Below are 24,718 nucleotides of genomic sequence, written 5' to 3'. Positions count from 1 at the left end.
CGGGCGGCCCGTGCGGTGGTCGCGGGAACGAGGGGACGATGACGAGCGAGCACTCTCGGGGACGGGTGGAGCGCCGAAGGGCGGGGCGGCGCACAGGGGTGGCCGCCGTCGCTGCGATGGGGCTGCTGCTCGGCGGGTGCGCCGGCGCGACGAGCGGGGGCGCACCCGCCTCGAGCAGCACGGGCGCGGGCAGCGGTGGATCGGGGGCGGGCGTGACGCGGTCGGCCGCGCCCGAGGGCGAGCTGCCCGAGGCGCTGCAGGCCGAGCTGCAGAGGGCACTCGACACCGTGATGGCGGAGTACGACGTGCCAGGAGCCGTCGCGGGAGTGTGGGTGCCAGGCGAAGGGTCGTGGACCACTGCCGCGGGGCTCGCCGACGTGGAGGGCGACGTGGCCGTGACCACCGAGATGACCTGGCCCATCCGGAGCATCACGAAGTCGTACACCGTGACCCTGCTGCTGCAGCTCGCCGACGAGGGTGCGCTGAGCCTCGACGACACGATCGACCAGTACGTCGACGGCATCACGAACGGTGACGAGATCACCCTGCTCGAACTCGCGAACATGTCGAGCGGCAACGCCGACTACGTGAACGACGCGTTCATCGTGGACTGGCAGGCCGATCCCGGGAAGGTCTTCACCCTCGCCGAGCTCAACAGCTACGTGGTCGATCAGCCGGCCAAGTTCGCCCCTGGCACCGACCATGTCTACACGAACGCCAACACGAACCTGCTGGGCGGGGTGATCGAGGAGGTCACCGGGCAGCCGTACGCCGAGGTGCTCGAGGAGCGCATCCTCGGTCCCCTCGGGCAGACCGGCACCACGTACATCACCGACATCGACGACTGGGCCGGCCCGCACCCCACGGGCTACATGTCGAGAGACGGCGTGCAGGTGGGACAGGACGAGAACCCCTCGATCCTCGGAGCCGCCGGCTCGCTCTTCTCGACGCTCGACGACGGCCGGGTGTGGGCCGAGACGCTCGGCTCCGGCGCCCTGCTCGACCCCGAGACGCAGGAGCTGCGGAAGGTCGGCCACGAGATCCCGACACCGCCCTACGACCAGTACGCGGTGGGCATGGGCGAGACCGACGGATGGTGGGGCCACAACGGCGAGGGCATCGGCTTCACCGCCGCGACCTTCCACGACCCTGAGACAGGAGCGAGCATCGTGGTGTACATGAACGAATCGGATGCGCCCGACGGTTCGCATCCGGCCGACCAGGCCTTCCGCGCCCTCGCCGACGCACTCGCGAACGGAGCGGGCGCATGAGCGGGCGCACGAGCGGCTCCGGCCCGAAGCGCCTCGCGAGCATCGGCAGCACGGCCGTCGCGGCCGCGGCCGCCGCCGCGCTCCTGGCCGGCTGCACGGGCGGCACTGCCGAGGTCGCCGCCACGAGCTCGCCCGGTGCCGGCGCGGGCCTCACCGCCGTGCCCGGCCTGCCGGAGGCGGCTCTCGAGGTCATGAACCAGCCCCAGTACGCGAGCGGTCGCTGGTCGATCTCGGTCGAGGATCTCGACACCGGGGAGACGCTCATCGACCTCGACGGCGACAAGCTCGCCGAGCCCGGATCGTTCGTGAAGACCTACAGCGCCGGCGCCGCGTGGGTGAAATGGGGGCCGGACCACACGATCACGACCCCCGTGAAGCAGTCGGGCAGCGTGGCGGGCGGCACCCTCACGGGCGACCTCATCCTCGTGGGCCAGGGCGACCTCACGATGGGCGGGCGCACGAAGGCCGACGGCACCGTCGATTTCGCGAACCTCGACCACAACGACGCCAACCCCCTGCCGGGTGCCACCCTGACCCCGGAGGATCCGCTCGCCGGGCTCGACGAGCTCGCCGCACAGGTGAAGGCGTCGGGCATCAGCGCCGTGAACGGCGACGTGGTGGTCGACGATCGCCTGTTCACGGGCGAACTGCAGGACAAGCCGGTCACCCCGACCGTGATCAACCAGAACCTGCTCGACGTGCTGATCACCCCGGGAGCCGCCGGAGAGCCCGCCACCGCGGCGCTCACCCCCGCCGTCGCCCCCTGGACCCTCGACAACCAGGTCATGACCGTCGCCGCGGGCGAGGAGTCCGGCATCGCCGCGCCGAAGCCCTCCCCGACCGACCCGAACACCCTTGTGATCACCGGCACCATCGCCGAGGGCGACGACCCCTCGCTCAAGGTCTACGAGCTGGAGGACACGGCCACCTTCGCCCGCACGGCGCTGATCGAGGCGCTCGGTCGGGCCGGGGTCACCGTGACGGCGGACGCCGTGGCCGAGAACCCCGCCGACACCCTGCCCGACTCGGCAGCTGTCACGGCCCTGCCCGCGGTCGCCGAGCTGGAGTCGCTGCCGCTCTCCGAGGAGGTGACCTACGTCATGAAGGTCAGCTACAACCGAGGGGCGCAGACCCTGATGTGCCGTCTCTCGGCGGAGGCCGGCGAGCCGGACTGCGGCCCGGCCGCGGGTATGGCCATGGGTCTCGCCGGTGAGATCTGGGCCGACGCGGGGCTCGACACCCTCGGCGCCTCGCTCATCGACGGATCGGGGCTCGAGGGCAACTACATCACCCCGCAGAACGCCGTCGAGATCCAGAGCATCATGGCCGCGCGCCCCGATGCCGAGGCCTGGCGCGACACCCTGCCCATCCTGGGTGTGGACGGATCGCTCGCCGCGGTGCAGCCGGACAGCCCGGCGGCCGGCAAGGTCTTCGCCAAGACCGGCACACTCCTCGGCTCCGACTCGTTCAACGGCCGCCTGCGGCTCAGCACGAAGACACTCGGCGGAGTCATGGAGACCGAGGGCGGCCGCTACCTCGCGTTCACGATCATCGTGAACCAGGGCTTCACCTCGGGCATGGCCGGCGTGCTCCAGGCCAACGACGACGTGGGGGCGGTCGCCGCCGCCATCCAGCAGGCCTACTGAGACGGACTAGGAGCCGACGCGATCGCCCGCGAGTTCATCGGGGCGATGTGCTCGTGGCCCCCGCGTCGGCCAGGTAGCGGATGACGGCGAGCACGCGGCGGTGGTCGTCGGCCGCGACCGGCAGCCCGAACGTGTCGTAGATCTTCGAGGTGTGCTGCACGATCGCCTTCTCGGAGGTGCCGAGGCGCGCGGCGATGTGGGCGTTGCTGCGACCCTCCGCCATGAGTCCGAGCACCTCGAGCTGGCGGGGAGTGAGGTCGCCGACCGGCCCGCTGGACTTGCTGGCCCGGGAGACGAGCACCGCCACCACGTCGGGGTCGAGGGCGGTGCCTCCTGCCTGCACGCGCCTGAGGTCGGCCGTGAAGGTGCGCACATCGGCGATGCGCTGCTTGAGCAGGTAGCCGACTCCCCCGTCGCGCTGCTCGAGCAGCTCGGTCGCGTAGCGGCGCTGCACGTGCTGCGAGAGCACCATGACCGCGACACCCGGATGGGCCCGGCGGATGCGCAGGGCCGCGAGCAGGCCCTCGTCGGTGTGCGTGGGCGGCATCCGGATGTCGGTGATCACGAGATCCGGCACGAGGCGCGCCACCTCGAGCTCGAGCTCCACCGCGGTGCCGACGGCCGCCACCACCTCGAAGCCGTCGTTCTCCAGCAGGTGCACCACTCCCTCGCGGAGCAGCACCTCGTCTTCACCGATCACGACTCGCATGGCAGCTCCACTCTCACGTCGGTTCCCGCGCCCACGGGCGAGATCAGGTCGAACGATCCGCCGAGCGCATCCACCCGGTCGGCGATGCCCTTGAGGCCCGATCCGTTCTCGAGGTGCGCTCCGCCTCGCCCGTCGTCGCGCACACGGAGACGCAGCACAGCACCCGCCCTGGTGAGCTCCACACCCACCGAGTGGGCGCCGGAGTGCTTCACCGCGTTGGTGAGCGCCTCGGCCACGATGAGGTACGCCGACTGGGCCGTGGCGGGGCCGAGGGTCCTGTCGTCGACGTCGCTCACGAGCGTGGCCGGGATGTCGAGCCGGTCGACCAGATCCTCCGCGGCGGCCGTGAGCCCCCGCTCCACGAGGGCTGACGGCTGCACGGCGTGCACGAGTCGACGCAGATCGGCCGCCGCGGCATCGATGCGCCGCCTGAGGTCGGTCGTGGCCGCCGCCGTGGCGGGGTGGGCGTCGTCGGAGTTCGCGATCTGCTGGGCCTCGAGCGCGAGCAGCACGAGCTGCACCTGCAGGCCGTCGTGCAGGTCGCGCGCGATGCGGGTGCGCTCTCGGTCGGCGGCCTCCACGATGCGGATGCGGGAGAGCTGCAGCGCCTCGTTGCTGGCCACGAGGGCGGCGGTGAGCCGTTCGCGGTCGAGCGCGATCGCGAGCACGCGGCCCGCGTGGCGCACGGCTTCGGGGTCGGTGAGCATGCGCCCGTCGTAGCTGATGGCCCCGACGAGCCGCGACCCCACGTGCACCGTCTGCCAGAGGCGAGGCGCGATCTGGTCGCGCTCGGTCACCTCGAGGCCGTCCTCGTCGAGGTACGCCTGCCGATCCTCCGACCAGTAGGCCACCCGCAGCGACTCGTCTCCGAGGGAACGGGCGAGTGCCCGCCCCACAGCCGCCTTGCTCGAGTCGCCGAAGCTCAACCAGGCGCTCAGGGCATCCGCCTCCGTCGTCTGCGTGAAACCGCCCCGCAGCACTCCCCACAGGAAGGCCACGGGGATGCCGGCCAGCACGGCCAGCTGCACCAGGCCGATGAGCGCCCCGTCGGCTCCGAGTGCGGTCAGCAGGTTCGCCGAGACGGGGATGAGCACGACCGTGAGGATGCCGTACAGGTAGAGAGGGAGGAGCACACGGAGGTTCTCCGGGTCGGCAGAACGCAGGCGCCCGATGAGGAAGACGACGGTCGCGGCCATCACGGCGAGTCCGGCGGCGGCCTGCACGACGACCGCGACGAGACGGAGGTCGGTCTGCTCGGGCGGCAGGAGGTAGAGCGGTGCCTGCAGCACCAGGGCGACGCCGAACGCGCCGACCACCGTGATCACCGAGAGACGCCCCCTGAGCCGACCGGAGGGGAACGCGTGCAGCAGATGCACCGTGACGGCGAGGGGGAACGTGGCGAACACCGCGCTCAGCTCGACGAGCACGGGCAGGCCGAGATTGCCGGCGCCGGCGATGAACACCGCGATCGCCCCCGTGAGCAGAATGCCCCCGGCTCCGCTCAAGGGGCGCCGCCACCAGGCGATGATGCCCGCGGCGGTCCAGATGGAGTACACCGCGGTGAAGGCGGCCGGGATCCAGAACGGCACCGGGGCGCTCGCCCCCACGGCGAGCTGCAGCCCGCCGAGGGTGACCGCGAAGGCCGCGAGCAGCAGCAGGGCCGGCCGCAGGGAGTCGGTGCGCACCACACGCACCCGAGCCGCGCCGGGCGGCGGATCGGGCAGTGGCTGCAGGGGGCGGATCACGTCGTCAGGTCACCTCGGCCCGAGCCTAGGGGCCGCGCCGTTGCCTGTTCAATGGACCTGGGTCCCGATCAGCAGCCTGACCTCGTCGAGTTCGCGGAGATCCCCCACGACGGTGGTCGTGCGCTCGCCCGTCTCCACGATCAGCGCGGGCGTGAGGAACGCACGGAACCTCAGGGCGTAGTCGGGCTGTACGAGCACGTCGACGACCCGGGAGCTCGCAGCATCGGCGAGGCCCTCGCCGATCAGGGTCTCGAGGTTGGCGCGCGCCGACCTCGACGCCGCGGTCTCACCCGCCACCAGCAGTGTCAGTACGACCGACCGCACGGCTGCGGTCGCAGCCTCACTCACTCCGCGTCCTCCCCGTCTGCGCTCCCCGTCTGCCTGGCGGCCACCCGCGCCTCCAACGCCGTGGCGGTGCGCTCGAGCGCCCCGTCGCGGGTGGATCGGAGCCGCTCCAGATCACGGCGTCGCAGCTCGACCTCGTTGCTGAGGCCCGAGATGCGCCCATCGAGCTCGGCCATCGAGGCGAGGATCTCGGCCTCACTGCGCTCGTACTCCACGGCGCGCACCCAGGCCGCGGTGCGGTCGAGCTCCTCCTTCTGCACCCGAGCCGAACCCAGCAGAACGTCTCCGTCGGAGACGTAGGCGGGCCGCAGCTCGACTCCCGAGGTCGTGATCACGAGCTCGCGCACCTGGTTGGTGTGCGCGGTGGCGCGGGACTTCACGATGGTCAGCGCGCGATTGCGTTCACCGCCGTTCGCTATGTAGGTGAGGTGGATCCAGTTGTCGGCGATCGTCGAGATGTTGCTCTTGGTGGCCTCCTCGTCGAGCGATGCGGCGCCGTTCAGCAACGAGGTGAGCAGCACCGTGACAGTGCGGCGGCTGAGGCTCGTGAGCAGATAGGCGAGCGCCTCGTCGGCGAACGGATGCCCGGATCCGGTGAGCGCCGAAACCGGATCGATCACGACCGCTGTGGCATCCAGATCCTGGGTGGCGCGGATGATGCGCAGAGCGGACTCCTCGGGAGTGCTGCCGGTCGCCGACTCCACCAGGATGCGCAGGGCACCGCTCGCGAGCGGCTCCTGGAACGAGTACCCAACGCTCCGGGTGTGCAGCTCGAGCTGAGCGCGCACCTCGTCGAAGCTCACGTAGAGCACACGACCACCACCCTCTACGACGGCGATCGAGAAGGCGGCCGCCAACGTGCTCTTCGAGGTACCGGGGGCGCCGGAGAGCAGCGTCCTCGACCCGACCAGGTAACCGCCGCCCAGCAGGGGGTCGAGTTCGGCGACACCGGTGGGCATCCGGTCATCGGTGCGGGCGGCACCGCCTTCCCCCACTGCTCCGGGCGCATCGTCGGCGACGACGAGCACCTCGATCCCGTCGCCCGTGATCACGACGGGCACGAGATGCCCGATGTGCCCCGCGCCTCGGTACTTCGACACCTGGAGTGTGCGGGAGACCGTGTTGCCGATGCGGACCCTGTCCAGCATGAGCACGCAGTCGGTCTGGAAGTCGAGGATCTCGGCGCGCATCCGACCTCGCGCGTGGTCGATGCCCGACTTCGCCGTGATGATCACGGTCACACCCTGGTTCCTGGCCCAGTTGGTGAGGCGGAGCAGTTCGCGGCGCTCATCCTCCTCCCGCAGCAGCAGCGACAGCAGTGCGTCGAGCCCGTCGAGCAGCACGATCGTGGCACCGGATGCCTCGGTCACGGCGAGCAGGGTGGCGATGAGACCCTGCAGGTCGAACTGCCCTGAGATGTGCAGCTCGGCGGGCACCCCACTCTCGAGCACGATCAAGTCGTCGTCCGGGAACCCGGCGGCCCCCCACGAGAAGCCTGCTACATCCTCGAGCACACTCTCAGCGGTCTGCTCGAACGTCACGAAGACCGCTCGCTCGCCCTCCTTCACCCGGTGGGCGAGGGTCTGCAGCCCGAGGATCGTCTTGCCGGCTCCCGCCGCCCCGAAGACGCTGATCACCCGCCCCCGCGGCAGACCGCCGCCGGTGAGGGCGTCGAGTCCCGCGATGCCGGTCGGCAGAACCGCCCGTGCTTCTGTCTGAGTTCGCGCCATGTGGTCCACAGCCACCCCTTCGCCGATGTCGTCACGCCCCCAGAGCGCCCGGTGCAGAGATCCTATCGACAGCAGGTCTCGGGCAGATCACCGAGCTCCTCGCCTCCGGGGCGGTCGCTGATCCGCTGTGGCCGAACGACACCCCGAACTACGGCACGCTCCACCAGCGATTCGTCGAGTTCGGTGGAGTCTCGTGCCGCTGGGGTGTGCCGCAGTCCGACAACGTGCACATCTATTCCTGCGCTCCGGCTACGGCCCAGCAGGCGGCGCTGCTCGAGTCGGAGCTGACCCAGGAGGGCTTCACGAGCGAACCCCGCGCCGACGGTCTCGTCTACGTCGCTCCTTACAACCCCGGCACCTTCATCCTCGTCACCGCGGACGCCGTCTTCGAGACGAACGGAACCGAACGCTTCGACGAGCTGCTCCCCTACCGCCCTTGACAGTCGGCGACGTGGGCACGCGGTCGTGGACGCCGTCGGCACCCAGCTCCTCCTCGACGACCGCGAGGTCGATCGAGAGGAGCAGGGTGTCGGCGGCGCTGCGTGTCTTCACCGTGGTGCCTGCATGCATCGAGGGGTCAGCGGCGCACGGAGCGGCGGCCGGAGACCTGGGTCCAGATGATGAGCACGATCACGGCGCCGATGATGGAGCCGATGATGCCGGCCGGCTGGAAGAAGCCGTCCATCGGGTCGCGCTGGAAGATCAGGAACCCGAGGAACCCGCCCACGAACGAGCCGACGATGCCGAGCACGATGGTCATGAGGATGGAGAGGTTCTGCTTGCCGGGCACGAGGAGGCGGGCGACCGCTCCCGCGATGATGCCGATGACGATGAGGCTGATGATGAGACCGAGCATGGGGGGCTCCTTCGTTGGTGTCGGGTGCACACCGTGTGCACCTCGCAGCTGACCGGAGTCGGCTGTTCTCAGCGAACCAGGAAGAGGGGGGTACCGGATCACCCCTAGGGGTGGTCTTCACTCCCCGCCCCCGGTGTAGCGTCGGATCATGAGCGCAACGACAGGCGGCGGACCCATCCGAGTGGCACTGGTCGACGACTACGACGTGGTGCTGGCGGGTCTCGCCCACATGTTCGATCGCTACCGCGACCGGGTGCTCGTGTGCGAGATCGACGCGAACGCCACCCTCCACGACGAGGTCGACATCGTGCTGTACGACTCCTTCGCCCAGCCGGAGTCCGACCATCTGGAGCTCGGGGCGCTCGTGCGGAACCCCAGGGCGAGCCGGGTCGTCATGTACACCTGGAACTTCCACCCCGAGCTCGTGGAGAGCGCGCGGGAGCAGGGCATCCACGGGTACCTCTCGAAGACCCTCCCGGCGCGGGACCTCGTGGCCGCCCTCGAGTCGGTGCACGCGGGCGAGCGGATCATCAGCGAACCGCCGCCCCGACGCGCGGGCAGCGCTCTGGGGCTCGACTGGCCGGGTCGGCACGAGGGGCTGACGGATCGGGAGTCCGAGATCTTGGCCCTCATCACGCAGGGCAAGAGCAATGCCGAGGTGGCGACGCTCACCTATCTGAGCCCGAACACGGTCAAGACGTACATCCGGAGCATCTACCGCAAGATCGACGTCGACAGCCGCACGCAGGCGGTGCTGTGGGGCGTGGCGCACGGGTTCACACCCGACCACCACCGCATCGACCACTGGCTGGGCGGCCCGTGACGACCGCCCAGCACTGTCTGGGTCTCTAGCGCCAGCCGAGCGCCGGTGCCACGTCGGTGAGGATCGACTCGATCACGTGGGCGTTGTACTCGACGCCGAGCTGGTTGGGCACGGTGAGCAGCAGGGTGTCGGCCTCGGCGATCGCCTCGTCGGCGGCGAGCTGCTCGATGAGCCGCTCGGGCTCGTCGGCGTAGCTGCGACCGAAGATGGCGCGCATGCTCGCGTCGATGTTGCCGATCTGGTCCTTGCGCTCTCCCGTGCCGCCGAAGTAGGCCCGGTCGAGATCGTTCGTGATGGCGAAGATGCTGCGGCTCACCGACACACGTGGCTGGTGGGCGTGGCCCGCCTCGCTCCATGCCTCGCGGAACTCGCGGATCTGCGCGGCCTGCTGCACGTGGAAGGGCTCACCCGACTCATCCATCTTGAGCGTGGAGGACTGCAGGTTCATGCCGAGCTCGGCCGCCCAGCGGGCCGTGGCGTTCGAGGCGGCGCCCCACCAGATGCGGTCGCGGAGGCCCTCCGAGTGCGGCTCGATGCGGAGCAGCCCAGGCGGGTTGGGGAACATGGGGCGCGGGTTCGGCTCGGCGAAGCCCTCGCCCTTCAGCACCTCGAGGAGCACCTTGGTGTGCTCGCGGGCGAGATCCGCGTCGTCCTGGCCCTCGGCGGGGCGGTAGCCGAAGTAGCGCCAGCCCTCGATGACCTGCTCGGGTGAACCACGGCTGATGCCCAGCTGCAGCCTGCCGCCGGAGATGAGGTCGGCGGAGCCCGCATCCTCGGCCATGTAGAGGGGGTTCTCGTAGCGCATGTCGATCACGCCCGTGCCGATCTCGATCGTCGAGGTGCGGGCGCCGACCGCCGCGAGCAGCGGGAACGGGGAGGCGAGCTGCCTGGCGAAGTGGTGCACGCGGAAGTAGGCGCCGTCGGCACCGAGCTCCTCCGCGGCCACGGCCAGGTCGATGGACTGGAGCAGGTTCTCGCCCGCCGAGCGGGTCTTCGACTGCGGAGACGGCGTCCAGTGCCCGAAGGAGAGGAAGCCGATGTTCTTGCGATTCGTAGCGGTCACGGGAGGTGCAACGCTGCAGGGCGGAGTCGCATTCCATGCGTGCTCATGCACCCGGTCTCAGGCCGTGAGCACCAGGGCGATCATCACCACGAACACGATCGCGAAGCCGAGCATGCCGTACCGGAGCACCCGGCTCCACAGGCGGCGAGGGAAGACGAAGGGCAGCACGACGGCGAGCACGAAGCCCGCCATGATGGCGAGGAAGGCACCGAAGAGCAGTCCGTAGCCGTGCTGATCGCTCGCCGTGCCGAAGCGGCTGCTGAGCGAGACCCACGCCGAGAAGAGGAACAGGATGCCGGCGGCGGAGGCGGCGAGCCCGGCGACCACCCGCACGGCGATCGCCCCCGCAGTCGCACGGGGCCCTGGCTGCGACGTCGTCATGCGGCCACTCTAGGCGCTCGCCCCCGCCCAGCCTGCGAAGATCAGGCGCAGACGTACAACGAGTCGACCGCCGCCGACACACTGCTGGTGCCTCCCAGGATCACGACCTCGGAGGCCCCGAGCGCCACGATGTCGGTGAGCACGTCGAGCGACACGCACTCCCCCGTGACGAGGTACAGCGGTGCGTGCTGCAGCCCCGCTCGGGCGCCGATGGTCAGACCATCGGGGAAGGTGCGGCCCGTCGCGAGGTACACGGTGTCGGCCGACGTGAAGGAGCCCCGATTGAGTGCCACAGCTGCGGCATAGCGATCGGCGCCCGCGTATCTGGTCACCGCGATCCCTGCCCCCAGCGACCCGGCGACCCCTGCAGACACGGAGGCCTCACCCCCGACGACCGTCACCGCACGCGCGCCGAGTGAAGCCAGGGCGGACCGTGTGGCGGCATCGGCGGACGAGGCGCTGCCATGCGTGAGCAGCACCGGAGCACCCACGGAACCGGCTGCGGCACCCGCCGACAGCGCGTCGGGATAGGTGCTGCCTGTCACGACGAACGCTGTCTGGGCACCGTCGGGGAACGCGTGGGCCATCACGGCGCGGGAGACCTCGTAGCGGTCGGCCCCGCCCAGACGGATCGTGGGCGCGATCTTCTCGAGCTCTCGCATGACCGGTGCGCCGACACTGGCGGGCCCACCGACCACCACGATCGACGTGGGGTGGAGACGGGCGATCTCCGCCCGCACCGGGGCGAGGAGCCGGTCGGTGGGGGTGAGCAGAAGCGCCGCGCCACCGACAGCGGCCGCCGGTCCGGCGGACAGCGCATCCGCGAACTTCTCCCCGGCTGCCACGTACACGACGCGCGCGCCGACAGCCGCGTCCGTGAACTGAGCCTGCGAGTTCGCGACCGCGACGGCGTACCGGTCCGCTCCCGCCAGGCGCGACGTGTCGACACCGGGGAGGGTCACGACGGCGGACGACCGGCCGGCTCGTCCAGGCAGTGTTCCAGGGGCCGACGCATCCTGGACCACCGAGATGGTGTGGCCGACGTCCGACAGGGCGACCGGGTAGTCGAGCACTCCTTCGATCGCGGCGTCGCGGTCGGAACTCCACCAGCGCACGCGGTTCACCGTCGGGGCGGGGTTCCATGTGGCAGGCGTGAAGCTCAGCGTCGAACCGGGTGTCGCTGTTCCGGTGAGAGCAGATTCGGTGACCTGCTTCATGCCGGCGACCGTGATCGACAGGCAACCCGTGGCTGCCGGGGCGTTCCCGGGATAGGCGTACTCGGGCTGAATCCACGGGCAGACGGTGTAGTCCCCCGGGCCGTAGATGGGGATCGTCACGTCGAAACCCTTCACTCCCTGCAGACCGGGCCGGGCGGCTCGGACGTCGGGCCGATCGAGGCTCGCAGACCCCGGGTACACCCACGAATCGGAGTAGCCGGAATCGGTGTTCATGGAGGAGACGTTGAACGACATCCTGTTCGACGTCGTGGCCCAGGTGTCGGCGACCCAGCCTCGAATCCGGAGTGCCGGTGCACCGCCGGCCGATTCCAGAGTGAGCGATTCCGAGACGCCGGACAGGGTCTCGGCATCGACCTGCACGGAACGGCACCCGATGACCTCCGCGTAGGTGCGGGCACAGAAACGGTAGGTGCCGGCCTCGCCCGGATACCCGAGGTTCATCCTGAAGCCGTGGTTCGGACCGGCTTGCGGATAGGCGGCTGCCACATCGGGGCGGGAAAGGCCCACCTGGTTCGAGATGGAGGACCACCAGGTGGCCTTGCCATCGGGGCGCAGGACCTGCCACGAACCCGAATCCGGTGGTGTGACCTTGGTGGGCTCCTGCGAGTAGAAGGACCAGCCGGTAGCCACGACGCCTTCCTCCGGAACGAACACGAGTGAGTCCAGCGACCCTCGCATGAGGCCCACCGTGGAGATGGGCTCGAAGGGCACGGTATCGGCGCGGGCGGGCACCGCGCCCACCTGCACGAGTCCGAAAGTCACGATGACGGCCGCTAGAGCAGCGATGGAACGGCGCACTGGAATTCCCCCTTGCCCCGGGTCTCGTGTTCAGAGGAACGACGACGGGGTCGCCTCAGTATGCCTCACCCGTCGATTACACCCTCACCTTCCACCCCGCCGCCTGAGGAAGGACTGCCGCTCTCAACTCCTATCGGTGGGGGTGGGCCGTGGATACAGTGGCAGCGTGAAGCGCAGTGGAGCGGTGTCCCTCGTCGTCGCGGCGGCGTGTGCCTGCCTGCTGCTCGGAGGGGGTGCCGCCTCCGCTCTCGCAGTCGGAGGGCCGCCCGCCGGCGGGTCTCCCGAGGGTGAGAGCTACGTGGCTCTCGGCGACTCCTACTCCGCGGGCTTCGGGCTCACGCCCTTCAGCGAGGTGCCGGCCTCCGGCTGCTTCCAGGCGCTCGAGAACTACCCGCACCTCGTGGCCGCCGAGCTGGGGCTCGAGCTCGAGGACCGCACGTGCAGCGGGGCCGTGACCGCGAACATCCGCGACACCCCGCAGGTCACCATCACCCAGGCCGGCACGGCTCCCGTGCAGTCGGCCTCCCTGAGCGCCGACACCGACGTGGTGACCGTGACGATCGGTGGCAACGACCTCGGGTTCTCGACGGTCGCCGAGACCTGCGTGGCCGAGAGCGCCACGGGACCGCTCGTGCTCGACGTGCTCGGCGTGGGACTTGCGAACTGCAAGGACTACTACGCGCCCGTGGTCGACGGCGTCGAGGTCGACCGACTGAAGTACCTGCTCGACACCACCGTCGCCCCGGCGCTCGACGAGACCTTCGCCCTCATCGAGGAGAAGGCACCGAACGCGAAGGTCTTCGTGATCGGCTACCCCGCCATCACCCCGGATCTCGCCGAGGTGCCCGCGGGGGGCTGCTACTCGTAGCCGCTCGGCACGGGTGCGAACCCGTTCGAGCCGCCGTTCCCCGAGAACTCGTTCCCGTTCACCGAGATCGACACCCTCTACCTGCACGGCACAGAGGCGCGCCTCGACGCGGCCATCGGCCAGGCCGCCGCCCAGAACGGAGCGACCTACATCTCGACCCTCCCGCTCACTCAGGGCAACACGGCGTGCGCTCCCGAGGGCGAGGCGTTCATAAACGGGATCACCCTGAGCACGACGGGCGGCACCCCGACTCCCGACCCCGACCTCTTCGTGGCGCTCGGTGCACTGCACCCCAACGAGCAGGGGGTCGCGTTCCTCACGGAGCAGGTGTCGCGGGCGATCTCCGAGGCCTACGCGCTCGATGAGGTGGGCGATCCCGAGCCGAGCGCGACGCCGACGCCGACGCCGGTCCCGGCTGGTTCGACTCCTTCTCCATCCCCCTCGCTAGCGGCAACCGGCACGGACGCCGTTGCTGCAGGCGTCGGAGCAGCGGCGGCGCTCCTCGCGCTCCTCGCAGGGCTCGCCCTCGCACTGACCCTGCGCCACCCACACCGCCGCGCGCTCGGCTGATCCGCAGAGCTTCTCAGAGCGCCGGCCACCCGACGAGCGGGCCTCGGAGCGGCCGTCCGGTGAACTCGGTATCCCGGAGTCGTGTGAAGAGTTCGTGCACGCGGGTTCCCTCCACCACGGGCATGACCACGATGAAGAAGCCCCCCGGTACGTCGAGAACCTGCCAGGGCACCTCGACCAGCTCCCCGCTGATGCTCACCGGCACGGTTCCATTCGCGAACGTCGTGGCGGAATGCTCGGCCCAGAGCTGACGGAAGAGGGGATTCTCGGTCGAGAGCGTGCCGACGATCTCGCGCAGGCGTGGGTTGTCCGGATCGCCGTAATAGCGGAGAGCTGCCACGGCTCGCCGGGCACCCTCGATGATCTGCTCGTTGTCAGGAGCGATCTTGGCGACTTCGAAGTTCGCGATGACGAGGTTGCCGCCGTACAGCTGCAGGCCGGGGCACATCAGGTCGGCCATCTCGTTGATGGCCACGATGTCCTGGTTGCTGTCGAAGACGTAGGCCGGCACCTCACGCCACCGCTCGAGCAGCGTCAAGACGGTCTCACCGATGGGCTGGGGGGCACCTCGATCGACCGGGTCTGCGGGAACGGGCCGGGCGAGTCGCACGAAATAGGACCGCTCGTCGACACCGAGCCTGAGAGCTCGCGCAAGGCTCGAGATGACCTGGTCGGACATCTGGTGGCCGCGTCCCTGTTCGATGCGCACGTAGTATTCCAGGCTGATTCCCGCCAACCCGGCGAGCTCGTCTCGCTTCAACCCCGGAACCCGGCGGTTGCCCGTCTGGGGGAGGCCGACCGCAGTGGGGCTGAGCTGAGCCCGTCGGGATCTCAGGAAGTGCGTCAGTTCGGTCGTTCGTGAGAGCACGGCAGTCCCTTTACCGGAAAGAGGAGTAGTTCCTCGAATCTATCCGATCAAGACCGTTCACCCGGTCGGCAGAAGTCCGCGATCGGGGGTCGGGAGGGGTAGGGTCCGGAGGAGTCACAAGCGATGCGGAGGCCGGTTATGGGCAGCGACTACAAGATGAGCCAGACCGAACTCGACGAGTTCGCCATCCACGACCGGCGCACGGGTGCCCTCGAGGCCACGATCGCCCAGCAGCCCGACGGCGCATGGTCGACCCGCATCCCCGCCGATGCCGACTCCGCGGAGGGGGCCGAGCCCGCTCTCGAGGACAAGCCCCGCCCCCAGGCCGCCTTCGACGCCTTCATCGCGAGCAAAGAACCCACCGCAGAGCAGGGCGACGCCGAGCAGCAGGCGGGCCAGCAGAGCGACGCCGAGTAGCGCTCAGGCCGCTCGCGTCAGCGCACCACCTCGAGCAGCGCGCGGCTGCGGTCGAGGTAGTCGCGGAACGGCTGCTCGTTCTCCGGGCGGTCCTGGGCGAAATCGCTCGTGCTGTAGTCGGCGAGGGCTCGCGCTGAGTCGATGTCCAACTCCGATCCGGACTCGGCGAACCACGCGTCGTACCCGGGCAGCTCACCTCGCGCCCGCAGATCCGAGAGCACGGCCGCATCGCAGAAGCCCTGCGCCCAGTTCGACCGGTCGGCGTCGGTGACCCACAGGCCGCGGAGAAGACCGGCGAGGCGAAGCATCGCGATGTCGCGCTCCACCCCCTCCTGCTCGAGCCAGACCGCGTAATCGGCGACCGCCTGCCACTGCTCGCCGATGCCCACCCCGCCGCCGGCGCTGGATCCGCTGCCGCCGCCCTCGGTCTCGCGACTGGGGAACGCGATGCTGAGGGCGCGCTGCCTGCGATCCTCCGCGAGCCCCTTCGAGGCGCAGTTCAGGGCCAGCGGGTGGCTCCAGAAGTCCCGTTCCTGTTCCGCCGACCACGACTCGGCCCCCTCGACCGACGGCTCGTCCTCCGGGCCGCCCTCCCGGTCGAGGCAGCCGATGAAGCTGCTCGACCCGAGCGCCGCCTGCACACCCGTGGCCGGGGCCATGACGCGGATCACGACGATCGTCGCGATGACGGCGATCACCACGATGCCCACGAGCACGATGATCAGCGTCCGTCGCCTGCGCCGCGCCCCCGAGGGCGTCGCACTCGGCGTGGGGGGAGAGGTGGTGGAGGAGGTCATGAGTCGAAGCAGGTGCGAGGGGCGACCGCCCGTCAGGCGGCGGTGACCCAGCGGCCGTTGTCGAGGGTGTCGGGCTTGGCAGGGGCGGCGTGCAGGGCGTGGAAGCCGCGGGTCGAGGTGATGGAGGCGGCTGCTGCGGCCTGCTCGAGCTTGCCGGCGAAGGTCGTCCAGTAATCGAGGCCCTGAGGCAGCCCGAAGTACTCCCTCACCGACGTCACGACCACCTCGGTGCCGCCTCCGGCGGGTCGCACCTCGATGACGATGTCGTCGGCCGCGACGTAGTTGAAGGCCCACACCCCTGGTCGGAGCTCCTTCGCCTTGCGCTTGGGCAGACCCTCGATGAGCGACTGCGCGGTGGCGGGATCGGTGCCGAGCACGATCGACCGGCTGAACTCGCCGAGCATCTTCGGCAGGGCTGCGGCCTTGTTGTCGGCCGCGACCGTGCGGATCTTGCGCCTTGACCAGCCGCGGAGGGCCGCCATACCGACGATGGCGACGACGACGGCGATGGCGATGAGGGCGAGAAGAGTGCTGTCCATACCGCCACTCTGCCAACAGGACGAGCAGTCGACAATGGGGACAACTCCCCACCGGTGCCGTTCAGTCGGCCCGCGCGCCGCTTGCCGTGGCCGCGTTGCGCGCCGCCAGGAGCGCGAACGCCCGCGTGAGCTCGGGCGGGCCCTCGACCTCGATGTCGGTGTCGAAGCGGTTGAGCAGGGCCGCGAGAGCCACCCACGACCACGCGCCGACCTCGAGGCCCGAGCGCTCGGGTCCGAGATCCTCCACGATGCCGTCGCCCACGAACGGCACGACCTCGTGGGCAGGCCTGCCGAGCACGACCCGGCCCACGCACGGCCAGCGGTCGTCGCCCGTCGCCCCCTTGAAGCGACCCGACACGAAGGCGCCCACGTCGCCGCCGGGGATCTCGCGCGGGGCGAACCGGAGCCCCGTGGGCGACCGCGGCGTGAGGCGATCGAGCCTGAACAGGCGCCAGTCGTGGCGCTCGAGATCCCAGGCCACGAGGTACCAGCGGCCGCTCACGGTCACGAGGTGGTGCGGCTCGACCTTGCGCGGCTCCCCCGCGTACTCGAAGCGCAGCACCTCGCGATTGCGGGTGGCGGCGGAGACGGCGAGGAGCACCTCGGACGATACCGGATCGCCGGAGGAACCAGGCGCGCCGGGCTGCTGCGGCAGCTGCGGCCGCTGCGGCAGCGCCGTGAACTCGAGGGTGTCGAGCCGGGCGCGGAGCCGGGACGGCATGACCTGCCGCACCGTCGTGAGCGCGCGGAGAGCCGCCTCCTCGATCCCCACACCCGAGACGCTCGCCGCCCGCAGCGCGACCGCGAGGGCGACCACCTGATCGTCGTCGAACAGCAGGGGCGGCAGCTCGGCTCCCGCATCGAGGCGATAGCCGCCATCCGGCCCCATGGTGGCGCGGATGCTGTACCCCATCTCGCGCAGCCGATCCACATCCCGCCGCACGGTGCGGTGGCTGATGCCGAGCCGCTCCGCGAGCACACCTCCCGGCCAGTCGCGGCGCGTCTGCAGCAGCGAGAGCAGCGTCAGCAGCCTGGAGGTCGTCGTCATTCTCCGAGAGTAGCCCGAGTGGAGGACCGAAACCGTCCTACACGACTGGGAGTGTGGAGGCATCGGGAAGACGCCCGATCACCTCGAAGGAGCAGTCATGAGCATCACGACCACCACCCACCTCAACTTCCGCGGCGACGCCCGCTCGGCGCTCGAGTTCTACGCCTCCGTGTTCGGCGGCAAGGCCACCATCGCGACCTACGGCGACTTCGGCATGCCGGCGGAGGCGCCTGGCGCCGATCGCGTGGTCTTCGGCCAGGTGCAGACCGACGGCGGCTTCCGCGTGATGGCGTACGACATCCCCGGCCAGGCGGTGGGATCGCAGCCCGAGGGCGCGCGCGCCGAGGGATCCACCCGTCGCGAGAACGGCGTCACCCTCACCACGAGCCCGTTCTTCGTCTCGGTGCGCGGCGACAGCCTGACCGAGGTGGAGGGCTACTGGCAGTCCCTCTCGGCCGGGGCGTCGATCGTGGAGCCCCTCGCCGCCTCGGCGTGGAGCCCGGGCTTCGGGATGCTCACCGACCGCTTCGGGGTGACCTGGATCCTCGACGTGGCGGCCTGAGAACCGGCGCGACGGCCGAGAACGGCCCGCGCCGCGTCACTCCACGTCGGGGTCGTCGATGCCCACCAGGGAGATCGCGACACCCGGCGTGAGCAGGAGTCGCGCGGCGCGGCTGCGGCCCTCGCCGTGGTTCACGGTGAGCCAGGCGGGCTCGGGCGAGACGAGGCCGGCGTCGATCTCGGCCTGCACCTCGTCGATGTGGCGGTTGCCGATCGAGTAGTCCCGGCCGTCGTAGCAGATGTTGACGCGCTTCACTCCTGGACCTCCTGGGCCGTCGTGTGGTCCGGTTCGGGGAGCAGCATGAGACCCTGCGCGGAGTTGGCGCTCTGCATGAGCGCGTCGACCCAGGCCCGGTTGATGGAGGGCGACCGGCCGCCGTAGAACTTGAACGTGATGGGGATCGTGGGGTGCAGCCAGATGCTCGTGCGGCCGTCACCCGAGGCGTTGTCGTCTTTCCAGGCGAAGAAGAACGCCTCGCTGCGGCGCAGCTTCGCGCCGATCACCAGCTGCAGGTGAGCGAGGGTGCGATCCTCGAAATCGACCGTCATCGTGGAGTCGTACGTCAGTTTTCCCATGTGTTCCGCCTTCGTCAGTCGGGGTTCAGCATGTCAGGTCCGGAGGAGTCCGCCAACCCGCGGCCGCGTGATAGAGGGTGGGCGGCGCGATGTCCACCCCCTCGCTGACCTCGGAGACCCCGCCGTAGGTTCACCTCCAGCGTGCCCCACCGGAGCACCGAGAACCGAGATGAGGCGCGTCGTGCTCGACACCGACCCGAAAGCCGGTACGGGCACCCCCGCAGACGCCGGCGAGACCAGGCTCAAGCGGCGCATCACAGGCCCCCTGCTCTTCCTGTTCATTCTGGGAGACGTGCTCGGGGCCGGGATCTACGCCCTCATGGGCGTGCTCTCCGGCGAGGTCGGCGGGGCGCTCTGGGCACCGCTCGCCGCAGCCCTCGTGCTCGCCCTCCTCACCGCGGGCTCCTACGCCGAGCTCGTCACGAAGTACCCGAAGGCGGGAGGCGCGGCCATCTTCGCGCAGCGCGCGTTCAAGCCGCCGATCATCTCGTTCCTCGTGGGCTTCAGCATGCTGGCCGCCGGCGTCATCAGCGCCGCCGGGCTCGCCCTCGCGTTCGCGGGCGAGTACCTGCAGACCTTCATCGACGTGCCGCCGATCGTGACCGCCATGGTGTTCCTCGTGCTCGTGGCGGCGCTCAACGCCCGCGGCATCAGCGAGTCGCTGAAGAGCAACGTCGTGATGACCGTCATCGAGGTCTCCGGACTCGTGATCGTGGTCGTCGCCGTGGCGGCGATGCTCGGCGGCGGGGGCGGCGACGTCTCCCGCGTGACCGAGTTCCCGGCCGGCACCTCGCCCGGGCTCGCCGTGCTCGGCGGCGCCATCATCGCGTACTACTCCTTCGTGGGCTTCGAGACCTCCGCCAACGTGGCCGAGGAGATCCGCGACCCCTCGCGCGTCTACCCGAAGGCCCTCATCGGCGCCCTCGTGACCGCGGGCGTCGTGTACGTGCTCGTGGGTCTCGCCTCGGCCATCGCGCTGCCCGCCGCCGACCTCACCGACTCCTCCGGCCCGCTGCTCGCCGTCGTGGCCGCGACGGGCTTCCCGGTGCCGGGCTGGCTGTTCAGCCTCATCGCCCTCGTGGCCGTGGCCAACGGCGCGCTGCTCACGATGATCATGACGAGCCGGGTCACCTACGGCATGGCCGAGCAGGGCCTGCTCCCCTCGGCGCTCGGCCGGGTGCTCCCCCGCCGCCGCACCCCGTGGGTGGCCATCGTCGCCACCACGGTCATCGCCATGCTCCTCACGCTCGTGGGCGACCTCGCCACGCTCGCCTCGGCCGTGGTGCTGCTGCTGCTCTTCGTGTTCATCAGCACCAACATCGCCGTGCTCGTGCTGCGCCGCGACCGCGTGGAGCACAAGCACTTCAGGGTCTGGAGCTTCGTGCCCGTGCTCGGTGTGCTCTCGTGCGTGCTGCTGCTCACCCAGCAGGAGCCCGTGGTCTGGATCTTCGGGGGCGGCTTCCTCGCCCTGGGCGTCGTGCTCTACCTCGTGCACCGCCTCACCGCTCGCCGCTCCGCCCCCACAGACTCCGCGTCATAAGTCAAGGGACTCGCCCTTCCGCTCAGCCGGCCGAGAGTGAGAGTCGTCCCCCGATCGACACACAGAACAGGATTCACCATGTCGGAACGCAACACGCTGGTCCGCTCGCTCCACGACCTCGGCCTCGCCGCCTGGTTCGGTGGCACCCTCATGGGCGCCGTGGGCCTCAACGGCGCCAGCTCCGAGGCCAAGGACCCGACCGAGCGCCTGCGGCTCTCCTCGCTCGGCTGGGCGAAGTGGGCTCCCGTGCAGCTCGTGGCGATCGTGACCCACGGCATCGGCGGCGTCGGCCTCATCCTCGGCAACAAGGGCCGTCTGGCCGCCCAGGGCGAGGCGCGCACCAACACCACCGTCAAGCTCGTGGTCACCGGCGCCGCCGCAGCGGCGAGCCTGTACTCGGGCATTCTCGGCACCACCATCGGCAAGCACGCGGCCGAGGGCGCCGAGGGCGTCACCGAGCCCGGTGCGAAGGCCTCCAAGGCCCTCGCCGCCGCGCAGAGCAAGCAGCGCGTCATGCAGTGGGTGCTCCCGATCCTCACCGGCACGCTCCTCGTGCTCGCCGCCCAGCAGGGCGAGCAGCAGCGCCCGGTCGCCGGCTTCCTGCACAAGATCACCGGAAAGTAGCCGCCATGCAGGCGATGGTCTACCGGGGCCCGTATCGGATCCGCGTCGAGGAGAAGGACATCCCTCGGATCGAGCACCCGAACGACGCGATCATCCGGGTCACCCAGGCCGCCATCTGCGGCTCAGACCTTCACCTGTACCACGGCATGATGCCGGACACCCGGGTGGGCACCACCTTCGGGCACGAGTTCATCGGAGTCGTGCACGAGGTGGGCCCCTCGGTGGAGAGCCTGTCGGTGGGCGACCGCGTGATGGTTCCCTTCAACATCTACTGCGGTTCGTGCTACTTCTGCGCCAGAGGGCTCTTCTCGAACTGCCACAACGTCAACCCGAACGCCACGGCGGTGGGTGGCATCTACGGCTACTCGCACACGAGCGGAGGCTACGACGGCGGCCAGGCCGAGTACGTGCGCGTGCCGTTCGCCGACGTCGGGCCCTCCGTCATCCCCGACTGGCTCGACGACGAAGACGCCCTGCTCATGACGGATGCGCTGGCCACCGGATACTTCGGCGCGCAGCTCGGCGACATCCACGAGGGCGACACCGTCGTGGTGTTCGGGGCGGGCCCCGTGGGCCTGTACGCCGCCAAGTCGGCCTGGTTCATGGGTGCCGGGCGCGTGATCGTGATCGACCAGCTCGAGGATCGGCTCGCCAAGGCCCGCGAGTTCGCGCACGCCGAGACCTACAACTACACCGAGCACGACGACATCGTGGTGACCATGAAGCGCGCCACCGACTACCTCGGTGCCGACGTCGTGATCGACGCGGTCGGTGCCGAGGCCGACGGCAACCTGCTGCAGCACGTCGCCGCCACCAAGCTCAAGCTGCAGGGCGGCTCCCCCATCGCGCTCAACTGGGCCATCGACTCGGTGCGGAAGGGCGGCACCGTCTCGGTGATGGGCGCCTACGGCCCCCTCTTCAGCGCCGTGAAGTTCGGCGACGCCATGAACAAGGGGCTGACGCTGCGCATGAACCAGGCGCCGGCCAAGAGGCAGTGGCCGCGGCTGCTCGAGCACATCAGGAACGGCCACCTCAAGCCGAACGACATCGTGACCCACCGCATCCCGCTCGAGCACATCGCGGAGGGCTACCACCTGTTCTCGCGCAAGCTCGACGGCTGCATCAAGACGATCATCACGACCGACGCCGCCTAGGAGTGGACATGCATCAGCCCTACATCGCGAACAAGGCTGCGCGCCTCGAGACGAGCGACGAGCTGCGCGCCCGCATCCCCGGCTGGGGTGTCGATCTCGACCCCGCCGACCGCCCCTCGTTCCCGCGCGAGCGCTTCTCGCCCGAGACCACGGGGGCGCACTGGGAGTTCCCCGACCGGCAGCCGGAGCTCGAGCAGCGGGAGCGCTCGATCGAGCACGCCATGCTCACCCCGGTGTTCGGCACCGTCGCTCCGCTGAAGGGCGTCTCCGGAGCGATCCGCCGCTACGCCTACCGCTACAGCGAGGCGACGGCGGCCCACTGGCTGCTGCTCATGGCCGGCGACAGGGTCGACTCCGTGCGGAGCCAAGTGACCTCTCCCGGCCCTCTGCGGCGGGGCGATCCGCTGCTCCTCGCCGCCCCCGTGGTGCTGGCCGGGTGGGCTGCCGTGCTGCTCGGGCGCCGGATCGCGCGCGCTAGGGTCGGGGTATGAAGCGGATAACCTACAGCGGCGGCTCCATCGTGACGGGCAACGCCATCACCTCGGCGCTTCTCGCGTACACCACCTCGGTGGTCGACGCGGAGCACAGTGTCACCGTCGACATCACGGTGCTCGAGGAGAACGGTGAGACCTCCGTGCACACGTTCCTGCTCGGCGCGGCCAGCCAGTTCGACGTGGCCGACGTGGGCGGCATCTCCGCCGAGGAGGAGGAGCGACGCTTCCCCGTGCCCGAGATGCCGCAAGTGGGCATCGTGGGTGTCACCGAGACGAACGGCGACGCCGAGCAGACGGCCGAGGACTTCAACAGAATGATCGACGAGCTCGATGAAGGGAAGAATTTCTGAGCATGGGCAAGTTCATCTACGGCACCCCGGCGATCTCCGTCGACTTCGACGACCGGGTGCTGGCCCACCTCAAGGTCGTCATCCTCTCGAAGGTGCGGAGAGGTGAGAGCTTCACCTTCTCGTGGGAGTACACCGTGGCCTCCGGGAGCGGTCACAGCTCGATCTGGATCAACCCCGCCATCCCGCTGCAGTTCGACTTCGTGGGCAGCCGCGAGCCGAGGCTCAACCGGGTCTGGGTGGAGGAGCTCGTGCGGCTGGCAAACTCCCCTGCCGGTCTCCGAGTCATTCCCGAACCACCGGAAGCGGCATAGCGTGGCCTCCATGCAGCGCATCACCATCACCGTGAGCGACACGCCCCATCCGCTCGCTCAGGACCAGGACATCGGCCACATCGAAGCGGCGGCCCTCGCGGCTGTGCGCGGAGGCGGCGACATCGTGAAGGTCACGCTCTACGGCAACCGTGAGCTCGCCATCCTCGTCTCGCCCGGCGTGCCGATCACGTTCGAGGTGGCCGAAGTCGAAGAGGAGCCCCGCGACGACGGCGATCTCGACCACCCGTTCGACCCCTACTCGGAGTTCGACGACGAGTACCCCATGTGAGGTCGTGCCCGGGGGTGACCCCGGGCGGGCTCACAGGCCCGGACGTCGTTCCGGCACGATCAGCACGCGGCGGGACAGACGCGACACCGCCAGCAGCACCACCCCGAGCAGCGCCAGAATGATCCCACCCACGATGAGGCCGATCCCCAGGGCACCTGCGAGGTAGTCGTCGGGGTCGGGAGAGCCGAGCGTGAGCAGCAGCACCCCGGCGAGGAGTCCGAGCGCTCCGAGCGCCAGGACCGACCAGACCGTGACGAGGTAGATGCGGAACGACCTCGCTCCGTGGAAGCTCGGCCGGATGCCGGTGGCGGTCGCCACGTACTCGGCCCAGCGGGCACCCGTCCACCACCGCGTGACGCGAGGCGCGATGGGGTACCACCCGGCTCCCGGCGCCTCCTGCTCACCGGGCAGCGGGCGCACCGCATCGATCACGGTGGGCTCACCGCCCGGCGTGGGGATGCCGCGCACCCTCGCGCCCTGGATGCCGATCGCGATCCACAGCGCCGCGAGCAGGAGGGTGGCGATGCCGTTCGGCGAGACGTAGCTCGTGACGGCTCCGATGGCGAACTGCAGACCGGAGAGCGCGAGCCAGATGCCGCCGAAGGCGAAGGAGATCGCCGGCTGCTCGGTGGTGGCCCAGTCGATGCCGGGTGCGCCGTTCTTCACGCGCATGCCCGTCCAGTGCGCGCCGTCCCACCAGCGGAGCTGACCGGTCGGAGTGGGGTACCAGCCGGCGACGATCACCTTCGCGGGCACGTCGGACTCGTGCGGCGTCCACTGCGTGCCGTCCCACCAGCGCAGTCGTCCCGGTGTTCCTGCGTCGTACCAACCCGGTGCAGCGCTCATGGCCGATCCCCTCCCCTGACGGTGTTGCCCTGCCGACCCTAACGCGGTTCAGGCGTCTCCGAACCACCGACCGTCGCGGTGCGCGAGGCGATCTGATCTCGCGATCAGGTGCACGAGGTTCGAGATCGCGCCGTGGGCCCGGCCGTGGTCGAGGGAGGTGAGGAACTCCTCCACTTCTCGTTCGGGGGCGAGCAGCACGGTGTCGAGGTACACGTCGATCTCATCGGGGCTCAGCTCGGTCTCGGCGAGTTGGAACGGGTC

General features: G+C 70.0%; 30 protein-coding genes. 15 read left to right on the top strand and 15 right to left on the bottom strand.

The window, feature by feature from the left end:
• Positions 1 to 38: 38 nt before the first annotated feature.
• Together ACEXQC_RS02200 and dacB are read left to right on the top strand one after the other, a co-directional pair.
• The gene (locus ACEXQC_RS02200; RefSeq protein ID WP_374817899.1) at positions 39 to 1,271 is read left to right on the top strand and encodes a serine hydrolase domain-containing protein; all 1,233 of its coding nucleotides are present in this window, start codon (positions 39 to 41) and stop codon (positions 1,269 to 1,271) included.
• Positions 1,268 to 2,917 (top strand): D-alanyl-D-alanine carboxypeptidase/D-alanyl-D-alanine endopeptidase, encoded by a 1,650-nt coding sequence (gene dacB / locus ACEXQC_RS02195; protein ID WP_374817897.1) that lies wholly within the window; start codon positions 1,268 to 1,270, stop codon positions 2,915 to 2,917. Before ACEXQC_RS02200 ends, dacB begins: the two co-directional genes overlap by 4 nt.
• 34 nt (positions 2,918 to 2,951) lie before the next feature.
• Here the strand turns inward: dacB and ACEXQC_RS02190 are convergent, their stop codons facing one another.
• From ACEXQC_RS02190 to ACEXQC_RS02175, 4 genes are read right to left on the bottom strand one after another with little or no spacing between them, the layout of a single operon-like run.
• Complete coding sequence (locus tag ACEXQC_RS02190) at positions 2,952 to 3,626, bottom strand: response regulator transcription factor (protein ID WP_374817895.1); 675 nt, start codon at positions 3,624 to 3,626, stop codon at positions 2,952 to 2,954.
• Positions 3,614 to 5,371, bottom strand: a complete 1,758-nt coding sequence (locus ACEXQC_RS02185; protein WP_374817894.1) for a sensor histidine kinase — start codon at positions 5,369 to 5,371, stop codon at positions 3,614 to 3,616. The genes ACEXQC_RS02190 and ACEXQC_RS02185 overlap by 13 nt, the downstream gene beginning before the upstream one ends.
• 48 nt (positions 5,372 to 5,419) lie before the next feature.
• Positions 5,420 to 5,719, bottom strand: coding sequence for a circadian clock KaiB family protein (locus tag ACEXQC_RS02180; protein WP_374817892.1), 300 nt, complete (start codon positions 5,717 to 5,719; stop codon positions 5,420 to 5,422).
• Positions 5,716 to 7,446, bottom strand: a complete 1,731-nt coding sequence (locus ACEXQC_RS02175) for a DUF7125 family protein (protein WP_374817890.1) — start codon at positions 7,444 to 7,446, stop codon at positions 5,716 to 5,718. Before ACEXQC_RS02175 ends, ACEXQC_RS02180 begins: the two co-directional genes overlap by 4 nt.
• A 224-nt stretch (positions 7,447 to 7,670) precedes the next feature.
• On the opposite strand from ACEXQC_RS02175, the gene ACEXQC_RS02170 reads away from it, so the two are divergent.
• Positions 7,671 to 7,886, top strand: coding sequence for a hypothetical protein (locus ACEXQC_RS02170; protein WP_374818866.1), 216 nt, complete (start codon positions 7,671 to 7,673; stop codon positions 7,884 to 7,886).
• A gap of 137 nt (positions 7,887 to 8,023) precedes the next feature.
• Here the strand turns inward: ACEXQC_RS02170 and ACEXQC_RS02160 are convergent, their stop codons facing one another.
• Positions 8,024 to 8,302: a GlsB/YeaQ/YmgE family stress response membrane protein gene (locus ACEXQC_RS02160; RefSeq protein WP_374817888.1), complete on the bottom strand. Its 279-nt coding sequence runs from the start codon at positions 8,300 to 8,302 to the stop codon at positions 8,024 to 8,026.
• 148 nt (positions 8,303 to 8,450) lie between these two features.
• Here ACEXQC_RS02160 and ACEXQC_RS02155 point away from each other — a divergent pair, with 148 nt between their 5' ends.
• On the top strand, positions 8,451 to 9,125 hold the full coding sequence (locus ACEXQC_RS02155; RefSeq protein WP_374817886.1) for a response regulator transcription factor: 675 nt from the start codon (positions 8,451 to 8,453) through the stop codon (positions 9,123 to 9,125).
• 25 nt (positions 9,126 to 9,150) lie between these two features.
• Here ACEXQC_RS02155 and ACEXQC_RS02150 read toward each other — a convergent pair whose 3' ends face one another.
• The 3 genes from ACEXQC_RS02150 to ACEXQC_RS02140 are packed head-to-tail and all read right to left on the bottom strand — an operon-like array spanning position 9,151 to position 12,569.
• On the bottom strand, positions 9,151 to 10,188 hold the full coding sequence (locus ACEXQC_RS02150; RefSeq protein ID WP_374817884.1) for an LLM class flavin-dependent oxidoreductase: 1,038 nt from the start codon (positions 10,186 to 10,188) through the stop codon (positions 9,151 to 9,153).
• A gap of 57 nt (positions 10,189 to 10,245) precedes the next feature.
• Positions 10,246 to 10,569 carry a hypothetical protein gene (locus ACEXQC_RS02145; RefSeq protein WP_374817882.1) on the bottom strand — a complete coding sequence of 108 codons (324 nt, stop codon included), beginning with the start codon at positions 10,567 to 10,569 and terminating at the stop codon, positions 10,246 to 10,248.
• 41 nt (positions 10,570 to 10,610) lie between these two features.
• Complete coding sequence (locus tag ACEXQC_RS02140; protein WP_374817880.1) at positions 10,611 to 12,569, bottom strand: cell wall-binding repeat-containing protein; 1,959 nt, start codon at positions 12,567 to 12,569, stop codon at positions 10,611 to 10,613.
• Between the two features lie 202 nt (positions 12,570 to 12,771).
• Between ACEXQC_RS02140 and ACEXQC_RS02135 the strand changes: the two genes are divergently transcribed.
• Positions 12,772 to 13,473 carry an SGNH/GDSL hydrolase family protein gene (locus tag ACEXQC_RS02135; protein ID WP_374817878.1) on the top strand — a complete coding sequence of 234 codons (702 nt, stop codon included), beginning with the start codon at positions 12,772 to 12,774 and terminating at the stop codon, positions 13,471 to 13,473.
• A gap of 270 nt (positions 13,474 to 13,743) precedes the next feature.
• The gene (locus ACEXQC_RS02130) at positions 13,744 to 14,043 is read left to right on the top strand and encodes a hypothetical protein (protein WP_374817876.1); all 300 of its coding nucleotides are present in this window, start codon (positions 13,744 to 13,746) and stop codon (positions 14,041 to 14,043) included.
• A gap of 13 nt (positions 14,044 to 14,056) precedes the next feature.
• On the opposite strand, the gene ACEXQC_RS02125 is transcribed toward ACEXQC_RS02130, so the two are convergent.
• Positions 14,057 to 14,911, bottom strand: coding sequence for a helix-turn-helix domain-containing protein (locus ACEXQC_RS02125; protein ID WP_374817874.1), 855 nt, complete (start codon positions 14,909 to 14,911; stop codon positions 14,057 to 14,059).
• 156 nt (positions 14,912 to 15,067) lie between these two features.
• Between ACEXQC_RS02125 and ACEXQC_RS02120 the strand changes: the two genes are divergently transcribed.
• On the top strand, positions 15,068 to 15,328 hold the full coding sequence (locus ACEXQC_RS02120) for a hypothetical protein (RefSeq protein ID WP_374817871.1): 261 nt from the start codon (positions 15,068 to 15,070) through the stop codon (positions 15,326 to 15,328).
• A gap of 17 nt (positions 15,329 to 15,345) precedes the next feature.
• On the opposite strand, the gene ACEXQC_RS02115 is transcribed toward ACEXQC_RS02120, so the two are convergent.
• The 3 genes from ACEXQC_RS02115 to ACEXQC_RS02105 form a co-directional block, all read right to left on the bottom strand.
• Positions 15,346 to 16,125 carry a hypothetical protein gene (locus ACEXQC_RS02115; protein ID WP_374817869.1) on the bottom strand — a complete coding sequence of 260 codons (780 nt, stop codon included), beginning with the start codon at positions 16,123 to 16,125 and terminating at the stop codon, positions 15,346 to 15,348.
• A 32-nt stretch (positions 16,126 to 16,157) separates the two neighbouring features.
• Complete coding sequence (locus ACEXQC_RS02110) at positions 16,158 to 16,664, bottom strand: hypothetical protein (protein ID WP_374817867.1); 507 nt, start codon at positions 16,662 to 16,664, stop codon at positions 16,158 to 16,160.
• A 61-nt stretch (positions 16,665 to 16,725) separates the two neighbouring features.
• On the bottom strand, positions 16,726 to 17,712 hold the full coding sequence (locus ACEXQC_RS02105; protein WP_374817865.1) for a helix-turn-helix transcriptional regulator: 987 nt from the start codon (positions 17,710 to 17,712) through the stop codon (positions 16,726 to 16,728).
• 97 nt (positions 17,713 to 17,809) lie between these two features.
• Here ACEXQC_RS02105 and ACEXQC_RS02100 point away from each other — a divergent pair, with 97 nt between their 5' ends.
• Positions 17,810 to 18,274 carry a VOC family protein gene (locus tag ACEXQC_RS02100; protein WP_374817863.1) on the top strand — a complete coding sequence of 155 codons (465 nt, stop codon included), beginning with the start codon at positions 17,810 to 17,812 and terminating at the stop codon, positions 18,272 to 18,274.
• A gap of 36 nt (positions 18,275 to 18,310) precedes the next feature.
• Here ACEXQC_RS02100 and ACEXQC_RS02095 read toward each other — a convergent pair whose 3' ends face one another.
• Positions 18,311 to 18,529 carry a hypothetical protein gene (locus ACEXQC_RS02095; protein ID WP_374817861.1) on the bottom strand — a complete coding sequence of 73 codons (219 nt, stop codon included), beginning with the start codon at positions 18,527 to 18,529 and terminating at the stop codon, positions 18,311 to 18,313.
• The gene (locus ACEXQC_RS02090; RefSeq protein ID WP_374817859.1) at positions 18,526 to 18,849 is read right to left on the bottom strand and encodes a DUF7882 family protein; all 324 of its coding nucleotides are present in this window, start codon (positions 18,847 to 18,849) and stop codon (positions 18,526 to 18,528) included. Before ACEXQC_RS02090 ends, ACEXQC_RS02095 begins: the two co-directional genes overlap by 4 nt.
• A 169-nt stretch (positions 18,850 to 19,018) precedes the next feature.
• Between ACEXQC_RS02090 and ACEXQC_RS02085 the strand changes: the two genes are divergently transcribed.
• The 7 genes from ACEXQC_RS02085 (at position 19,019) to ACEXQC_RS02055 (ending at position 23,611) form a co-directional block, all read left to right on the top strand.
• Entirely contained in the window at positions 19,019 to 20,389 is a 1,371-nt protein-coding gene (locus ACEXQC_RS02085) for an APC family permease (protein WP_374817857.1), read from the top strand.
• 78 nt (positions 20,390 to 20,467) lie between these two features.
• The gene (locus ACEXQC_RS02080; protein ID WP_374817855.1) at positions 20,468 to 21,013 is read left to right on the top strand and encodes a hypothetical protein; all 546 of its coding nucleotides are present in this window, start codon (positions 20,468 to 20,470) and stop codon (positions 21,011 to 21,013) included.
• 5 nt (positions 21,014 to 21,018) lie between these two features.
• Positions 21,019 to 22,167, top strand: coding sequence for a zinc-dependent alcohol dehydrogenase (locus ACEXQC_RS02075; protein WP_374817853.1), 1,149 nt, complete (start codon positions 21,019 to 21,021; stop codon positions 22,165 to 22,167).
• A gap of 8 nt (positions 22,168 to 22,175) precedes the next feature.
• Positions 22,176 to 22,658 (top strand): hypothetical protein, encoded by a 483-nt coding sequence (locus ACEXQC_RS02070; RefSeq protein WP_374817851.1) that lies wholly within the window; start codon positions 22,176 to 22,178, stop codon positions 22,656 to 22,658.
• Entirely contained in the window at positions 22,655 to 23,011 is a 357-nt protein-coding gene (locus ACEXQC_RS02065) for a hypothetical protein (protein WP_374817848.1), read from the top strand. The genes ACEXQC_RS02070 and ACEXQC_RS02065 overlap by 4 nt, the downstream gene beginning before the upstream one ends.
• 2 nt (positions 23,012 to 23,013) lie before the next feature.
• A complete protein-coding gene (locus ACEXQC_RS02060) occupies positions 23,014 to 23,322 on the top strand; it encodes a DUF7882 family protein (protein WP_374817846.1) in 309 nt (102 codons plus the stop codon).
• Between the two features lie 10 nt (positions 23,323 to 23,332).
• Positions 23,333 to 23,611 (top strand): hypothetical protein, encoded by a 279-nt coding sequence (locus ACEXQC_RS02055; RefSeq protein ID WP_374817844.1) that lies wholly within the window; start codon positions 23,333 to 23,335, stop codon positions 23,609 to 23,611.
• A 30-nt stretch (positions 23,612 to 23,641) separates the two neighbouring features.
• On the opposite strand, the gene ACEXQC_RS02050 is transcribed toward ACEXQC_RS02055, so the two are convergent.
• Entirely contained in the window at positions 23,642 to 24,457 is an 816-nt protein-coding gene (locus ACEXQC_RS02050) for a DUF2510 domain-containing protein (protein WP_374817842.1), read from the bottom strand.
• Positions 24,458 to 24,718 lie beyond the last annotated feature (261 nt).

This window comes from Herbiconiux liukaitaii (assembly GCF_041927495.1).
Classification (GTDB): domain Bacteria; phylum Actinomycetota; class Actinomycetes; order Actinomycetales; family Microbacteriaceae; genus Herbiconiux; species Herbiconiux liukaitaii.
This window is presented reverse-complemented; position numbering and strand designations above follow the sequence as displayed.

Excerpts from the sequence above, each read along its gene's own strand:
- ACEXQC_RS02085 (WP_374817857.1), top strand. The coding sequence starts at position 19,019 with ATGAGGCGCGTCGTGCTCGACACCGACCCGAAAGCCGGTACGGGCACC.
- ACEXQC_RS02160 (WP_374817888.1), bottom strand. The coding sequence starts at position 8,302 with ATGCTCGGTCTCATCATCAGCCTCATCGTCATCGGCATCATCGCGGGA.
- ACEXQC_RS02110 (WP_374817867.1), bottom strand. The coding sequence starts at position 16,664 with ATGGACAGCACTCTTCTCGCCCTCATCGCCATCGCCGTCGTCGTCGCC.
- ACEXQC_RS02075 (WP_374817853.1), top strand. The coding sequence starts at position 21,019 with ATGCAGGCGATGGTCTACCGGGGCCCGTATCGGATCCGCGTCGAGGAG.
- ACEXQC_RS02070 (WP_374817851.1), top strand. The coding sequence starts at position 22,176 with ATGCATCAGCCCTACATCGCGAACAAGGCTGCGCGCCTCGAGACGAGC.
- ACEXQC_RS02190 (WP_374817895.1), bottom strand. The coding sequence starts at position 3,626 with ATGCGAGTCGTGATCGGTGAAGACGAGGTGCTGCTCCGCGAGGGAGTG.
- ACEXQC_RS02080 (WP_374817855.1), top strand. The coding sequence starts at position 20,468 with ATGTCGGAACGCAACACGCTGGTCCGCTCGCTCCACGACCTCGGCCTC.
- ACEXQC_RS02145 (WP_374817882.1), bottom strand. The coding sequence starts at position 10,569 with ATGACGACGTCGCAGCCAGGGCCCCGTGCGACTGCGGGGGCGATCGCC.
- ACEXQC_RS02200 (WP_374817899.1), top strand. The coding sequence starts at position 39 with ATGACGAGCGAGCACTCTCGGGGACGGGTGGAGCGCCGAAGGGCGGGG.
- ACEXQC_RS02175 (WP_374817890.1), bottom strand. The coding sequence starts at position 7,446 with ATGGCGCGAACTCAGACAGAAGCACGGGCGGTTCTGCCGACCGGCATC.
- ACEXQC_RS02050 (WP_374817842.1), bottom strand. The coding sequence starts at position 24,457 with ATGAGCGCTGCACCGGGTTGGTACGACGCAGGAACACCGGGACGACTG.
- dacB (WP_374817897.1), top strand. The coding sequence starts at position 1,268 with ATGAGCGGGCGCACGAGCGGCTCCGGCCCGAAGCGCCTCGCGAGCATC.
- ACEXQC_RS02100 (WP_374817863.1), top strand. The coding sequence starts at position 17,810 with ATGAGCATCACGACCACCACCCACCTCAACTTCCGCGGCGACGCCCGC.
- ACEXQC_RS02115 (WP_374817869.1), bottom strand. The coding sequence starts at position 16,125 with ATGACCTCCTCCACCACCTCTCCCCCCACGCCGAGTGCGACGCCCTCG.
- ACEXQC_RS02105 (WP_374817865.1), bottom strand. The coding sequence starts at position 17,712 with ATGACGACGACCTCCAGGCTGCTGACGCTGCTCTCGCTGCTGCAGACG.
- ACEXQC_RS02155 (WP_374817886.1), top strand. The coding sequence starts at position 8,451 with ATGAGCGCAACGACAGGCGGCGGACCCATCCGAGTGGCACTGGTCGAC.
- ACEXQC_RS02055 (WP_374817844.1), top strand. The coding sequence starts at position 23,333 with ATGCAGCGCATCACCATCACCGTGAGCGACACGCCCCATCCGCTCGCT.
- ACEXQC_RS02090 (WP_374817859.1), bottom strand. The coding sequence starts at position 18,849 with ATGGGAAAACTGACGTACGACTCCACGATGACGGTCGATTTCGAGGAT.
- ACEXQC_RS02060 (WP_374817846.1), top strand. The coding sequence starts at position 23,014 with ATGGGCAAGTTCATCTACGGCACCCCGGCGATCTCCGTCGACTTCGAC.
- ACEXQC_RS02120 (WP_374817871.1), top strand. The coding sequence starts at position 15,068 with ATGAGCCAGACCGAACTCGACGAGTTCGCCATCCACGACCGGCGCACG.
- ACEXQC_RS02065 (WP_374817848.1), top strand. The coding sequence starts at position 22,655 with ATGAAGCGGATAACCTACAGCGGCGGCTCCATCGTGACGGGCAACGCC.